Origin of the sequence: Dyella agri, assembly GCF_044904705.1 — a bacterium.
GTDB lineage: Bacteria > Pseudomonadota > Gammaproteobacteria > Xanthomonadales > Rhodanobacteraceae > Rhodanobacter_A > Rhodanobacter_A agri.
Genome location: NZ_JADIKL010000002.1, coordinates 477,730 through 492,551, shown reverse-complemented (window position 1 = coordinate 492,551; position 14,822 = coordinate 477,730). Strand labels below are relative to the sequence as shown.

11 protein-coding genes are annotated in these 14,822 nt (G+C 68.8%); 1 reads left to right on the top strand and 10 read right to left on the bottom strand.

What is annotated here, in order from left to right; translation table 11 throughout:
- Window positions 1-33: 33 nt before the first annotated feature.
- The 9 genes from ISP14_RS04695 to xerD form a co-directional block, all read right to left on the bottom strand.
- Window positions 34-1,281: a sterol desaturase family protein gene (locus ISP14_RS04695; RefSeq protein WP_404536674.1), complete on the bottom strand. Its 1,248-nt coding sequence runs from the start codon at window positions 1,279-1,281 to the stop codon at window positions 34-36.
- On the bottom strand, window positions 1,278-1,991 hold the full coding sequence (locus ISP14_RS04690) for a lysoplasmalogenase (protein WP_404536672.1): 714 nt from the start codon (window positions 1,989-1,991) through the stop codon (window positions 1,278-1,280). Before ISP14_RS04690 ends, ISP14_RS04695 begins: the two co-directional genes overlap by 4 nt.
- A 7-nt stretch (window positions 1,992-1,998) precedes the next feature.
- The gene (locus ISP14_RS04685; RefSeq protein WP_404536670.1) at window positions 1,999-3,717 is read right to left on the bottom strand and encodes a sulfatase-like hydrolase/transferase; all 1,719 of its coding nucleotides are present in this window, start codon (window positions 3,715-3,717) and stop codon (window positions 1,999-2,001) included.
- Between the two features lie 807 nt (window positions 3,718-4,524).
- Window positions 4,525-5,421, bottom strand: a complete 897-nt coding sequence (locus ISP14_RS04680) for a DMT family transporter (RefSeq protein ID WP_404536668.1) — start codon at window positions 5,419-5,421, stop codon at window positions 4,525-4,527.
- A 91-nt stretch (window positions 5,422-5,512) separates the two neighbouring features.
- Entirely contained in the window at window positions 5,513-6,391 is an 879-nt protein-coding gene (locus ISP14_RS04675; protein ID WP_404536666.1) for a glycosyltransferase family 2 protein, read from the bottom strand.
- A gap of 69 nt (window positions 6,392-6,460) precedes the next feature.
- Window positions 6,461-7,207 (bottom strand): hypothetical protein, encoded by a 747-nt coding sequence (locus tag ISP14_RS04670; protein WP_404536664.1) that lies wholly within the window; start codon window positions 7,205-7,207, stop codon window positions 6,461-6,463.
- Window positions 7,198-11,070 (bottom strand): phosphoribosylformylglycinamidine synthase, encoded by a 3,873-nt coding sequence (gene purL, locus ISP14_RS04665; RefSeq protein ID WP_404536662.1) that lies wholly within the window; start codon window positions 11,068-11,070, stop codon window positions 7,198-7,200. The genes ISP14_RS04670 and purL overlap by 10 nt, the downstream gene beginning before the upstream one ends.
- 141 nt (window positions 11,071-11,211) lie before the next feature.
- A complete protein-coding gene (locus ISP14_RS04660; RefSeq protein WP_404536660.1) occupies window positions 11,212-12,018 on the bottom strand; it encodes a DsbC family protein in 807 nt (268 codons plus the stop codon).
- 79 nt (window positions 12,019-12,097) lie between these two features.
- Window positions 12,098-13,048 (bottom strand): site-specific tyrosine recombinase XerD, encoded by a 951-nt coding sequence (gene xerD, locus ISP14_RS04655; RefSeq protein ID WP_404536658.1) that lies wholly within the window; start codon window positions 13,046-13,048, stop codon window positions 12,098-12,100.
- Window positions 13,049-13,092: 44 nt separating this feature from the next.
- Here xerD and ISP14_RS04650 point away from each other — a divergent pair, with 44 nt between their 5' ends.
- On the top strand, window positions 13,093-13,590 hold the full coding sequence (locus ISP14_RS04650; RefSeq protein WP_404536656.1) for an RDD family protein: 498 nt from the start codon (window positions 13,093-13,095) through the stop codon (window positions 13,588-13,590).
- Window positions 13,591-13,597: 7 nt separating this feature from the next.
- Here the strand turns inward: ISP14_RS04650 and ISP14_RS04645 are convergent, their stop codons facing one another.
- Window positions 13,598-14,623 carry a cupin-like domain-containing protein gene (locus tag ISP14_RS04645; RefSeq protein ID WP_404536654.1) on the bottom strand — a complete coding sequence of 342 codons (1,026 nt, stop codon included), beginning with the start codon at window positions 14,621-14,623 and terminating at the stop codon, window positions 13,598-13,600.
- Window positions 14,624-14,822: the final 199 nt, after the last annotated feature.

The window sequence follows — 14,822 nt, the reverse complement described above, 5'->3', positions numbered from 1 at the left end:
CACTCCCGTGGAAGACCGGCGGATCATAGCGAATCAGGCCGCTCGCCCGGCAGCCACGGAACGCAGCCAGGGCAATGCGACCGCGCTCAGGCCGAACGCCAACGCGATCGCCAGCGCAATTCGGCCGTCCAGATGGCCGATGCCGAACCAGCGCCCGCTGGCCAGCGGCAGCGCCGCGGTGAGCAGCGCGCGCAGGCCTTCGGCCCACCACGCCCAGCGCCGGCCTTCCATCAAGGCACCCAGCACACACAGGCTGGCCAACAAGTAGGCCGCGTAGAGCAGCAGCACCGGCAAGCCGGCGCTTTCCGTCATGCCGAGGAACTGGGTGACCATGCCCAGCAGCAGGGCGAACTGCAGCAGCACATAGCACTTTAGTGACGCGCCCATCGGCGGGTCGTAGCGCGTGTCGGGCATGGCAAAGGCCGGCTTGGGGAAGCGCTCTGCCACATCGGCCGGCCGCCAGCCCGGCGGCTTGATCCACACCAGCAGCTTGTCGCGCCAGCGCCGCGCGTGCCAGGCATCCTGTGCGGTGCGCCAGTACACCTCGGCGTTCGCCCACAGTGGGTTCCAGCTGCGCAGCGGCGAGCGCGTGCCGTACACCGGCGGGTCGGTGTCGTCCTCTTCCGCGAAGCTGCCGAACAGGCGGTCCCACAGGATCAGGATGCCGCCGTAGTTGCGGTCGAGGTAGCGATCGTTCACCGCATGGTGGGCGCGATGGTTGGATGGCGAGCAGAACACGCGGTCGAACCAGCCCAGCCGGCCGATCTGCTCGGTATGCACCCAGAACTGATACAGCAGGTCGATCAGCGCCACCGCCACGAACACTTCGACCGGCACGCCGAGGATCGCCAGCGGCAGGTAGAAGATCCAGCCGAGCAGCGCGCCGCTGCCGGTCTGGCGCAAGGCGGTGGAGAGATTGTAGCGCTCGCTCTGGTGATGCACCACGTGGGCGGCCCACAAGATGTTCACCTCGTGGCCCATGCGGTGCAGCCAGTAGTAGCAGAAGTCGTAGCCCAGCAAGGCGCCGACCCATACCGGCACGCTGTCGGCCGGCAGCCTGAACAGCGCGAGGTGTTCGACGCACCAGGCATAGATGCCTATCGTCAGCAGCTTGGAGAACACCGCCGCCAGCTGCGAGATCGCGCCCAGGCCGATGCTGTTGATCGCGTCGTTGCTGGCATAGGCGTCGCGCCCGCGCAGCTTCGCCACCAGCAGTTCGATGCCGATCAGCAGGAAGAACACCGGCGTGGCCCAGGTGATGATGAGTTCCTGTGTGTTCATCCAGCCGCACCTTCGCACATTGCGCCCTGCACCGAACGGGCGATCCACCACAGCGCCAGATAGTACGCCGAGAGCACCCATAGGCCGGCCCACGGCAGCGGACCGCGGAAGCGGTCCCAGGCCAGCACGCTGTCGCTCAGCATGAACACCAGGGCGCCACGCGCCGCCAGCCGCGCTGCCGGTGCCCGCGCATCGCCGCCGTGGGCCAGCGCGCGCGCCACTGCCTGCCCGCCCATCGTGGCCAGCACGACCACGTAGACGATCACCGGTACGCGCAGCGGCGCGCCGATGGCGTTCCACAGCAACGCGAGGTTCGCCGCGCCATACGCCAGGCAGGCCGCGAGCGGCCAGGCCGGCGCACCGAAGCGGCTGTCGTCGAGCAAGGCCGCGATGAAGCAGGCATGCGCGAGCAGGAAGGCCAGCAGCCCGGGTACGAACAGGTCGCCCGGCAACATCAGGAACACATCGCCGGCCAGCGAGCAGGCGATGCCGGTCAGCACCCGGTGCCGGTAACGCGGCGACACCGTGGGCCGCGCGCGCCACGCCAGCACGAAGACCAGTGCGGTGGTCAGCGGCTTGCCGATCCAGTGCAGCCACTGCCAGCCAGGTGCCTCCCGCGCCAGCAAGGCACCCGCGATCGCGGCGCTGGCCGCCGCCAGGATGGCCGCGGCCAGCAGGCGCGGATAAGGCGCGGCACCGGGATCGGACATGCGCGGCTTACTCGTATACGTGCAGCCGCCCGAAGATCCAGGCGTAGTAGGAGGCCAGCAATGCCTTGTCCGGGCAGTCGCCGAAGCGGCCCTGGCAACGCTCGCGCAGCTCGGTGGCGGCGGCGAAATAAGGGTCGGTCGGCAAGCCCGCAGCCTCCAGCACCATGGTCGGCAGGTAGGCGATGTCGAGCGCCGGGTAACCGGGTAACGACGGCCCGGCGAAGTTGCTCTTGATCATGTAGTAGGTGAGAAAGTCGCGGTCGGGCACCAGCGCGGGCGGCAGCGTGCGCTGGAGCGGGCGGATCAAGCTGTCGAAGGACGGCTGGTGGTCGCCGAAGTGCACCAGCACGGTGGCCTGGTCGCGGTCGAGGAAGTCATGCTCCAGGCTTTGCATCGCCACATCGGAATCGTGCAGGCGCCAGAGATAGGTGTCGAAATCCAGCGCGCTTTCATCCTTGTTGCTCAAGCCCTGCACCATGTTGCGCCAGGGCAGCGGCAGCTTCGCCATCGGGTTGTCATCGTGCGGGCCGTGCTGGTTGATCGTGAGGATCATCACGAACACCGGCTGGCCCGGTTTCTTCACCTTGTCGTAGACGCGCTTGGCCGCGGCGAACATCTGCGCGTCGGTTTCATCCCACTCGTCCAGGCCCAGCTCTTCCGCGCCGTAGAGATGGTCGAAGCCATAGGCACGGTAGGCATCGCGGCCGTTGAGGAACTCGCTGTTGGTGGGATAGATCGCGATGGTGAGGTAACCCAGACGGCGCAGCAGGTCGGGCAGCGCGTCGTGCACGTGCGGCGCCAACACGAAGGGTGCGTACATGCCACCGGGGCCGAAAATGTCCTGCGGTAGGCCGGTATGCACGGCGAACTCGCTGACCCAGGTGCCGCCGCCCCAGGTATGCGTGCGCAGCAGGCCGGTGCCGCGCGTGCGCGCGTCGGGCTGGAACATCGCGAACTTGCAGCCCGGCACGGCACAGGCGGTGAAGATCGACGGATCGAAGGTGCTCTCTTCCAGCACCTGCACGATGTCCGGATACGGTGCCGGTCGCGCGCCGGGTTTGCCGTTCGCGGTGGCGGCCCATTCGCGCTGCGCCGTGACGTCGTCCGACATCGCCGGCATGGTCACGCCGCCGTCGTTGATGTTGATGAAGAAGTTGGTCAGCTGGGCGTCGTCGGAAAGCTTGTCCCACACATCGCGGTTGTGCAGCCGCGCGAACGGCCCCTCCGGCAGCAGGCACACGCGGAACGCCACCGCACACAGCAGCACGCCGCCGATGCGCCAGGCCGCCCTGCCCCAGCCGCGCCGCGGCGCGAACAGCGGGCGATCTAGCCGCCATGCCAGCACCAGCACCAGCGGCACCAATACCAGCACGCCCACGCCCAGCAGGTACAGGTGCGGGTAGTGGCGCAGCGTGGCGATCAGGCTGGAGCGCGCGTAGTAGACGAAATCCGCCGGCATCAGCGCCGTCTCGAGGTAACTCTCCTTGAGATCGGAGATGAAGCGCAGCGCGAAAAACAGACCGCCGCCCAGCACCAGCGCGAAGGCAAGCCGCAAGGTGGCGCAAAGCAGCGCGCCGGCGGTGAACAGCATCAGCACCAGCACGAACAGCTTCTGCAACGGCGCCGGCTCCGGCCACACCGTCGCCCAGGCACAGGCCGCGAAGGCCAGCACGGCGCACACCCGCACCACGCCGCTGCGCGTGAAACGCGACGGAAACCGAACCATGTTGCATGCCCCCTGATGGCAACCCGGCGGACGCCGGGCTGTCATTTTACGAGGACTGGCGCATTTGCGCGCGGAGGCGGGTCCCGTGCGTTCAGTCAGACTGCTGCTGAGTCTTCGCAAGGAGGAGGGCGGTTTCGGACGCCTGGCGGCGCCCGAGTCACTTCTCTTTGCTGGCCCACGCCGCCGCAGGAGCGGCGGCGAACAGCGAAGCTGGCCCGAAGGGCGGAGGGCAGGATGCCCGGAGTCAAGAGAAGTAACCAAGAGAAATGGCCTGGTTCAATACGCCGGGATTACAAGCAGGACGTTTCGAGGACTGGGGAGCTACTTCTGCCTACGCGATACACGGTGCGGCCACACCGCGCCGTATCAGGATGCCGAGGCACAAAGCGCAAAGCCTTGCGTCGCTTCGCGACGCTTTGGCTTTGATCTGGCTGTTGCCGTTGCTTCTGCGCGCAGGAGCGCGCTGCTTTTCCGGGGCCCCTGAGCGGCGGTGAGGCGGGGACGAGAAGGCCGCGCAGCGGGCGAGTCCATGGATGGACTCGCCTTTTCGCGCGGGCAGGAGCCCGCTCGAAAAGCCCGGCCCCGCCTCACGGACTTGCCGGGCAGGACGCCCGGCAAGCGCCAACCGGGGTGTCGTTTCCTCTTGGTTACTTCTCCTTTGGACAAGCAAAGGAGAAGTAACTCGGGCGCCCAAAGGGCGCACGAAACCGCTTCGAAACTAGCCAGGCAAAAGCCCCTCTCCCCCTACCCCTCTCCCGCAAGCGGGCGAGGGGAGTAAAGCACCTGAAGCAAAAGCGGCGAGCACCATCACACCTCGTGATGCCCCGCCTCGGCCCCCACCGCCGCCGACCGCCGCGGCGCCAACTCCACCAGGTACATTGCCCCCAGCACCAGCGCCCCCCCGGCCAGCATGCGCCAGCCGAACACGTCGCTGCCAAAGGCCACCGCGAACGCAGCGGCGAACACCGGCTCGGTGGTCATCACAATCGCGGCGCGGGTGGCCGGCATGTGCGCCTGCGCCCAGGTCTGCATCAGCATCGCGCCGGCGCCGGCGATCAGCGCCATGTACAACACGGCCAGCCAGGCGGCGCGATCCGGCGGCGCCACTGGACCGCCGTGCGGCAGCGTGGCGACCAGGCAGACCAGCGCGATGGCGACCATCTGCACCGCCGACAACCCGAACGCCCCGCCAGGTCGCGACCACTGCCCCAGCAGCACGATGTGCAACGCATAGAGCGACGCGGAAGCCAGCGTCAGCCACACGCCCAGGTCTACCGACACGCCGTTGAGCGAGAGCAGCGCGAGGCCGGCCGTGGCCATCCCCACCGCGACCCACACCACGCCCGGCATGCGCTGGCCGAGCAGCAGCGTCGCCAGGATGGGCGTGAACACCACGTACATGCCAGTGGCGAAGCCGCTGACGCTGGGTGCGATCAGCTGCAACCCCCAGGTCTGCAGCAATTGCCCGATGCCGTAGATCGCGCCCAGCGCAAAGCCGCGCGCGATGCCTGCCCGCCCCAGCCGCCAGACGTGGCGCGGAAACAACACCAGCATCGCCAACGCGGCGACAGCAAAGCGCACAGCGAGGAAATCCGCCACCGGCATGCGCGCCACCACGTCCTTGATCATGAAGAACGTCGAGCCCCACACGGCGGTCATCGCCAGCAGGCCCAGGGTGGGAAGGGTCGTGGTGCGTGCGGTCATGAGGCCGGCAGTAAGCGAAGAGAAGCGGGGAGCGAGAAAAAAGCGGCGACGCGGCGGAGTGATTTTGCCTTGGGCATTTTCTTCCCCCGCTTCACTCGCTCCTCGCTTTGCGCAGCAACTGGCCGGGCATCTGTGCCATGAAGTGCGCCCAGATGCCCAGCCACACCGTGGCCGCCACCAGCGGCCGGCGCGCTTCCGGGTCGAACTTGCGGAACCAGCGCCACATGCCGCGATGTTTGTGGCGGCTCACGAATATCGGACGATGCCGGCTGGAACCGCCCTTGCCGTGCAGCACGCGCACGTCGCCGGCCAGCAACACGCGCCAGCCGGCATCGCGCACGCGACGGCACAGGTCCAGGTCCTCGCAGTGCAGGAAATAGCCCTCGTCGAAGCCGCCCAGGCGTTCGAACAGGTTGCGCGTCAGCAGCATCAGCGCGCCGGATACCGCCTCGGCCTCGACCAGATGATCCGGCATCGCCCCGCCGATCTCGACGCGCTCGCCGCGACCGCCGAACAGGCTGGCCAGCGCACGCCGCAGCAAGGGGTCGCGCCGGTACGAGGCCGGATCGGGCCGGCCCTGCGCATCGCAGACCACGGCGCCGAGCAGGCCGACCTGCCGCTCGTCCGCGAACACGGCGAGCAGGCGGTCCAGGCTGGGCTGGTCCACCAGGCAGTCGGGATTGAGCACCAGCAGGATCCGGCCCGTCGCCTGCGCCGCCGCACGATTCGCTGCGGGGCCGAAACCGAGGTTGCGGTGGTTCTGGATCAGGCAGAAGCGCGGCTCGTGTTCGTAGGCGCGCGCCAGCGCCTGCGGCACGCCGTCGGCCGAGGCGTTGTCGATCAGCAGCAGCTCCAGCGGCGTGGTGCAAGCCAGCACCCGGCGCACGCAATCGCGCAGGCCCTGGCCGCTGTCGGCGGACACCACGATCACGCTTAACGGCAGCGGCGAGGGAGCAAAAGGCGTATTCACGGTGCAAGTATGCTGCAGGACGGGTGAGGCATGCGCGTACGCGCGGGCCGACGGCACCAGGGAGGCGGCTCAGTCATCCTCGTCGCGCCCCAGCACATGGGCGATGGCCAGCGGCATGCGCTCCTCGTCGCGGCTCAGCCACGGCTGGCCTTCGTACCAGCCGGCCAGCTGCCAGCCGCGCAGGCGATGCCGCCGGCCGCGGCCGCGGTCCAGCAGCAACAGGCCATGCTGTCCTGCCAGCGGCAAGGCCAGCCAGCGGCCATCAACGGCGAAATCACAACGCGGTTCCACACCATCGAGCCGGCTGCCATCGGCCAGTTGCAGCGTCGCGTCGCGCCAACGCAATTCGCCGCCCAGCGGGTCGGCCAGGCTTTCCGCCAGCGCGCGCCATTGCGGCGGCTGCAGTTCGATGATCGCGGCGGCCGGCCCGATCGGCGCCATCGCCAACTCGGGCCATTCGCCCGCGGCGGCGGGCGAAGGTTCGCGCGGCCGACCGCGATCCAGCCAGTTCTCCAGCAGCACCAGCAGCGAGAAGCCGGCCAGCGCGGCAAGCAGGGTCAGCAACCAGGCCAGCGCGTCGGCACCGAACGCGCGCAGGAGCGCCAGCAACAGGCCCGGCAGGCCCCAGCGCAAGCCGAGCCGCAACAGCCGCGCCTGCGCTTGCAGCGACCCCGTGCGCCATAACAGTGCCAACACGCACGCCAGCAACAACGGCAGGTCCAGCCACCACGGCAAGCAGGCCAGCAACAGCAACCAGGCGGGTGCCGGCAGCCATGTCGGCCACCGGCGTCCCGGTGCGGGTGTCCTCAGCCGCACCACACCCGCGCGTTGCGGAACATGCGCATCCAGGGCGAATCCTCGCCCCAGCTGTCCGGCGCCCAGCTCATCTGCACACTGCGGAAGACGCGTTCCGGATGCGGCATCAGGATGGTCACGCGGCCGTCGGCGGCGGTGAAGCCGGCGAGGCCGCCGGGCGAACCGTTCGGGTTGAGCGGGAAGTTCTCGGTGGGCTTGCCGCGGTTGTCCACGAAGCGAACCGCCGCCTGCGCCTTGGACGGGCTGCAGGTGTTCGGGAAGTGCACGCGTCCCTCGCCGTGCGCCACCGCCACCGGGATGCGCGAGCCGGCCATGCCCTTGAAGAAGATGCTGGGCGAATCGAGCATTTCCAGCGTGGCCACACGCGCCTCGTACTGCTCGGAAGCGTTGCGCAGGAACTTCGGCCAGTGCTGCGCGCCGGGGATGATGTCCTTGAGCTGGCTCAGCATCTGGCAGCCGTTGCATACGCCCAGCGCGAACTTCGTCGGATCGGCGAAGAACGCGGTGAATTCTGCGCGCAGGTAGTCGTTGTACAGGATCGAAGTGGCCCAGCCGCGGCCCGCGCCAAGCACGTCGCCGAAGGAGAAGCCGCCGCAGGCGGCGAAGCCGCGGAAGTCGGCCAGCTTCACCCGGCCGCTGGCGAGGTCGGACATGTGCACGTCCACCGCCTCGAAGCCGGCGCGCGTGAACGCGGCAGCCATTTCCACCTGGCCGTTGACGCCTTGTTCGCGCAGGATGGCCACGCGCGGCTTGGCGCCGCCGGCGATCGCCGCATGGATCAGCGGCGCGGCGATGTTCTCGGCCGGGTCGAAGGTGAGCTTGGGGTGCAGGCCGGGATCGGTGTCGTCGAGCCGCCAGGCCAGCTCGGCGTCGGCGCTGGCCGGGTTGTCGCGCTGCTGCTGCATCGCGTGGCTGGTCTCGTTCCAGGCGCGGTACAGCGTGCTCCAATTCCACTTGAACTGCGTCTCGCTGCCCGAGTACAGCTTGATGCCGAGCTTTTCCTTGGGGCGGCCGATGCGATAGCTCATGCCGGCGAGGCCGTGCTTCACCAGCAGCGCCTCGAAGGCTTCGCGGTTCGCCGTCGCCACCTGCAGCACGGCGCCCAGCTCTTCGTTGAACAGCGCGCGCAAGGTCGCCTCGGCCCAGCCTTCGAGCTGGATCTCCAGGCCGCAATGACCGGCAAACGCCATTTCCAGCAAGGTGACGATGACGCCGCCGTCGGAACGGTCGTGATAGGCCAGCACGAAGCCGCTGCGGTTGGCCTCCTGCACCAGATCGAACAACGCCTTGAGACGCTTGGCGTCGTCCAGGTCCGGCGGTACGCCGCCGCCGCGGTTGAACACCTGGGTCAGCGCGGACGCACCGAGGCGGTCGCGGCCGGCGCCGAGGTCGAGCAGCCACAGATCGGTGTCGCCACGATCGAGCCTGAGCTGCGGCGTGAGCGTGCGGCGCACGTCGTCCACGCGGGCGAAGCCGGTGATCACCAGCGACACCGGCGCCACCGTGCGCTGCGGCGTGTCGCCGTCCTTCCACACGGTCTGCATGGACAGAGAGTCCTTGCCGACCGGAATGGAAATGTCCAGCTGCGGGCACAGTTCCATGCCCACGGCCTTCACCGCGTCGAACAGCGCGGCATCCTCTCCGGGGTGGTTCACCGCGGCCATCCAGTTCGCCGACAAGCGGATCTCGCTCAGGCTCGCGATCGGCGCGGCGGCCAGGTTGGTGATCGCCTCGCCCACTGCCAGCCGCGCGGCATCGGCGCTGTTGAGCAGCGCCACCGGAGCGCGCTCGGCCATCGCCATCGCCTCGCCGCGGTAGCCGTCGAAGTCGGCCATGGTCACCGCGCAGTCGGCCACCGGCACCTGCCACGGGCCCACCATCGGATCGCGATGGTTGAGGCCGCCCACGGTGCGGTCGCCGATATGGATCAGGAAGCTCTTGCTGCCCACGGTGGGCAGGCGCAGCACGCGCAGCAGCGCCTCGTCCATGCCGATGCCGGTGAGGTCGGGCACCAGGTCGACGCGCGGCTTGATGCGCTTCGCGTCGCGGTGCATGCGCGGCGGCTTGCCGAACAGCACGTCCATCGGCAGGTCGATCACCGTAAGGTCGCGACGCGGGTCGGTCACGCGCAGCACGCGCTCGGCGGTGGCGGTACCGACCACGGCATACGGGCAGCGCTCGCGCGCGCAGTACGCCTCAAACTCCGGCAGGTTTTCCTGGGCGATGGCGAGGACGTAGCGCTCCTGCGATTCGTTGCTCCACACCTGCATCGGCGACAGCGAGGGGTCGTCGCAAGGCACTTTGGAGAGATCGATCTCGCCGCCCATGTCGGCGTCGTTGAGGATTTCCGGGATCGCGTTGGAGAGGCCGCCCGCGCCCACGTCGTGGATGCTGACGATGGGGTTGGCTTCGCCGCGCGCCCAGCAGGCGTCGATCACCTGCTGGCAGCGGCGCTCCATCTCGGCGTTGTCGCGCTGCACCGAGGCGAAATCCAGCTCGGCGCTGGACGCGCCCGAGGCCACCGACGAAGCGGCGCCGCCGCCCAGGCCGATCAGCATCGCCGGACCGCCCAGCACGATCACCGCATGGCCGGGTTGCACGGCGCGCTTCTGCACGTGGTCGTGGCGGATATTGGCGAGGCCGCCGGCCAGCATGATCGGCTTGTCGTAGCCGCGGCGCAGGCCGGCTTCGCCGGTCTCGTGCTCGTAGGTGCGGAAATAGCCGCCGAGGCAGGGACGGCCGAATTCGTTGTTGAATGCGGCGGCGCCAAGCGGGCCGTCGCGCATGATCTCGAACGCACTGGCCATGCGCGGCGGCAGCGGGCGCGCCACTTCCCACGGCTGCGGATGGCCGGGGATGCGCAGGTCGGACACCGAGAAGCCGGTGAGGCCCGCCTTGGGCTTGGCGCCGCGGCCGGTGGCGCCTTCGTCGCGGATCTCGCCGCCGGCGCCGGTGGCCGCGCCGGGCCAGGGCGCGATCGCGGTGGGATGGTTGTGCGTCTCCACCTTGATCGCGTAGTCGATCTGCTCTTCGTGGCTGCGCCACACCTGGTTCGCGCCGGCGAAGAAACGCTTGCCCGAGCTGCCTTCGATCACTGCCGCGTTGTCCTTGTAGGCGGACAAGGTGTGCGCGGGCGAGTGCTGGTGGGTGTTCTTGATCATCGCGAACAGGCTCTTGTCCTGTTCCACGCCGTCTACCGTCCAGCTCGCGTTGAACACCTTGTGGCGGCAGTGCTCGGAGTTCGCCTGGGCGAACATGAAAAGCTCGGCGTCGGTGGGATCGCGACCCAGCTCGGCGTAGCGCTCGGCGAGGTAGTCGATCTCGTCGTCGGCCAATGCCAGGCCCAGTTCGGTGTTGGCCTTGGCCAGCGCAGCGCGGGCATCGCCGCCCAGCGCAATGTGCACCAGGTCGCCCGGCTGGCCGGCGAGGAACAGGCCTTGCGCCTCATCCAGCGACCCCAGCACCGACTGCGTCATCGCATCGTGCAGCAGCGCCAGCACCGCCTCGTGTCCGGGCGTGCCGGCGTCGGGCATGCCGGCGAGTTGCCAGGCGGTGCCGCGCTCCACGCGATGCAGCGCGAAACCGGCGCCGTGCAAGATGTCGGTGGCCTTGCTCGACCACGGCGAGATCGTGCCCAGGCGTGGCACCACCCACAAGGTGGCCGGCGCGGGCGCGGCATCCTTCGCTTCGAGCACCTCCAGCAGACGCTGGTGCAAGGCGCCTTCCGGCGCGGCGGCGGCATCGAGGAAATAAACGAACCAGGCGGCTTGCACGCGGGTACCGCGATGCAAGGCGTCGAGGCGGGCGTTGAGGCGTTCGAGGCGGAAGGCCGAAAGGGCGTTCTGCCCGTCGAGTGCGATCATACGGGGGGCGGCGCCATGCAAATGGGATCGCCTATTCTAGCCGATGCACCCGGACGATGCTGCAGCACGGCATGGCCGTGCCCGGATGCCAGGTACCCAGCCCGAGGCGCAAGCTCTTGCGAAGCGCCCCGCGATGCCCGCTCAGCCTTCTTTCTGCAGCTCCCGCAGCAGCTGTTCCGGGGTGAGGTAGCCCCCCACCTGCCGGCCGCTGGAGGTGAAGATCGCCGGGGTGCCGGTGACGCCCAGCTTCAGGCCCAGCTCGAACTCGTAGCGCACCGGGTTGGAACAGCTGGCCTGCTTGGGCGCATGGCCTTCCTTCGCGGCGGTGAACGCGGCCTTGCGGTCGGCGGCGCACCACACCGAGACCATCTCTTTGTAGACCGGCGTTGCCTGGCCGCTCAGATCGAGCACGCCCTCGCGCGGCCACGCCAGGTAGTCCACCGCGATGCCTGCCTTGTTGTATTCGGCGATGTGCTCGTGCAGCACCTTGCAATACGGGCAGGACACGTCGGTGAACACGGTGACCCGGTACTTCGGGTTCGCCGGCGCGAACTCGATGCGGGCGGACGCCGGCAGCCTGTCCAACTCGGCCTTGCGGAAAGCCGACCAGGCGGCCTGGTTGAGGCTCTTCTTGGAGCCGAGGTCGACCAGGTCGCCGTTCATCAGGTACTTGCCGTCGGTGCTCACGTAGACCAGCTGGCCGGAGGCGATCACCTGGTAGAAACCCGCGATGGGTGCGCGATTCACCACGTCCACCTGCACGCCCGGCGCCAGCTTGGCCAGCGCCTGCTGCACCAGCTTCAACGCAGCCGCGTCGACGCCGTTGCCAAGCATCACGTCGGACGCCGGCGCGCTAGCCGCAACGGTCGCCGTGGCGGCATTGTCGGCCGCGCAGGCGGTCAGGGCGAATCCGCCGGCACACATGGCCAGCACCAGCTTCTTCAACATCTTGCACCTCGATAGCCGATGGGGATCGGCCGCCTGCCGATTCTCGCACAGCCGCCTGGAGCGGTTATGAATCGGCATCTCACCCGCGCGGATGATGCTGCGCATGCAGGCGCTTCAGTCCTTCCTTCGCCACCAAGGTGTAGATCTGGGTAGTGCTGAGCGCGCTGTGGCCCAGCAGCATCTGCAGCGCGCGCAGGTCGGCGCCGTGGTTGAGCAGGTGGGTGGCGAAAGAGTGCCTGAGCACGTGCGGCGAGATGCGTTTGGCCTGGATACCGACCTGTAGCGCGTAGCGTTTCACCAAGGTCCAGAACATCTGCCGCGTCATGCCTTCGCCGCGCTTGCTGAGGAACAGCGCCGCGGGCTGGCGACCCTTGGCCAGCACCGCGCGCGCGCCGGCGAGGTAGCGCTCGATGTAGCCCAGCGCCAGCTCGCCTACCGGCACCAGCCGATCCTTGCCGCCCTTGCCGGTGACGCGCAGCACGCCCTGGCGCGGATTGAGCGCGCTGAGCGGCAGCTCGACCAGCTCGGATACGCGCAGGCCCGAGGCGTACATCAGTTCCAGCATCGCGCGGTCGCGCAGGCCCAATGTGCTGTCAGTGTCCGGCGCGTTCAGCAGCGCCTCGATCTCGCGCTCGGCCAGCGCCTTGGGCAGGCTGCGCGGCATGCGCGGGCGCTCGATCAGCAAGGTGGGATCCTCGAAGCCCGCCTGCTCGCGGGCGCGGAAACCGTAGTAGCGCCGGAACGCCGACTGCCGTCGCGCCATCGAGCGCACCGCGCCACGCTGGCTGCCGTGGTACTCGGAGATGTCCGCGCGCTGCGCGTCGCGCAGCGAGCGGCTGCGCCCCGCCAGCCAGCGCGCCAGCGCCTCGAGATCGCGCCGGTAGGCTTCCAGCGTGCGATCGGCGAGGCCGTCCTCGGACCACACGCGCTCCAGGAACGCGTCGATGCTCGCGGCATCCGCGTCGGTGATGGCGGCCGCGGGATCGGCCCCGAGATCGGTAATACTGGCAGGAGTGTCTTCTTTCTTCATGCGCACGATGCTGGGCATCGCGCGCGACTTGTGCAAGCGAATCGATGAAGCCCATCACCGCCAACCTGCCCTGCCCACTGTGGCGCCGCCTGATCGCCCTGGTCTACGACTTGCTGATCGTGGTGGCGATCGTGATGGTGGTGGGACTGGCATGCCAGCTCGCCACCGGCGGACGCCTGATCGAGACTGGCGCTCACGCCGTGATCCCGCTGTGGTACCAGGTGCTGCAAGCTGTGGTGGTGGCCGCCTACTTCATCGCCTCGTGGCGACGCGGCGGGCAGACCCTGGGCATGCGGCCCTGGCGCATCCGGGTGAGCCGCGACGACGGTGGCACGATCAGCTTGATGCAGGCGGCGATCCGCGTGCTGGTCGCTGCCGCGCCACTGCTGCTGCTCGCGTTGGAACCGGCGATAGGCCTGCGCGCCACCTTGTGGACAGTGCTCGGCGCATGGGCGCTGTGGTTCGCCGTGGCGCTGTTCGATACGCGCCGCCGTGCGCTGCACGATCTCGCCGCGGATACCGAGCTGCGCCGGATGGATTGAACGGCGCTCAGCGCGCCTTCCAGTCGGCGACGGCCCAGGTGGTGGAATCGCCGGCCTCCGCGTAAGTCACCGGCGCCAGTCGCGCGACGCGCCCGGCCGCGCCCGATGCGGCGGAACCGCGCGGCCATCGTTCGAGCATCGACAACACGCCGCCGAGCACCGTCAGGTACGCCCGCTTGGCGTGGCGCTTGGCTTCCGGCAGGCCGCTCTTGCGGGAGCACAGCTCGTCGACGTAGCCACCCCAGTTCGATTCATCGAGCACGTTCTGGCAGATCGAGATCGATGGCGACAGCGCCCGCGCGCCATGCCACCAGCGCGACGGCACGAACACCATGTCGCCCGGATGCAGCACGGTGTAGTACTGGGTGGTTTGCGCGTACAGCGGGAACCGCTGCATGTCGACCCGCTGCACGTCCGGAATCGTCGACTGGTTCGGCATCTCCTGCTTCGGATACAGATACGCGCCATCTTCCGGCGGATACAGGATGAACTCCTTGTCGCCGTAGATCTCGGTGATCGTCGCGTGCGCGTTTTCCAGGTCGTAGTGCAGGAACGGGAAACGGCCGCCGATGCCGCCGATCAGCAGCTTGAGGTAGCCGTCCGGCCGACGCCACTGCCGCGGCATCAGCGGGCTGGCCAGCCGGCGCGGGAACGCGTAGGGGTTCAGCGGTTCCAGGTCCGGCAGCAGCTCCGGCATGTGGGGGCCGATGAACAGGCGGTACATATAGGGGCCGGGCGCATCCTCGCGCGACGCCAGCACCGCGTCGATGAAGTCGGCGAACGTCATCTGTTCGCTGGGACTGACCTGGATGCGTTTGGTGGCGAAGCGCTCGCGAAAGAACGCCGGCGTCCAGCGCTGCCCGGCTGGACAGGCCGGCAACGCGTTTTCCACCACCAGCGGGCGATTCCGCGCGACGTAGTCGCGCAGGAACGCCGGATAAGGCAGGTCCGCGGCAGCACGGCGCTCCAGCACCACCCGTCGTGGCGCCCGGGTCTCCGGCCGTGTTTCCGAATCGATTTCCCCAGCAGCCATGTCGATTCGCCCCCCGCATGCAAAGCACGATGCGAACCACGTGTCGACGCGTCGCATAACGGCCCCGACGCTGGAGCGAAGGTACGCGCGCCACTGAACGGCGTCAACGCGGCCGGCGGCGTAGCCCTTTCGCTCTCACGAAGCCTGTCCGGCGCGCCCGCGCCGCCCCGCCATCGGCGTCGGGGCGCAATGCAGCGAT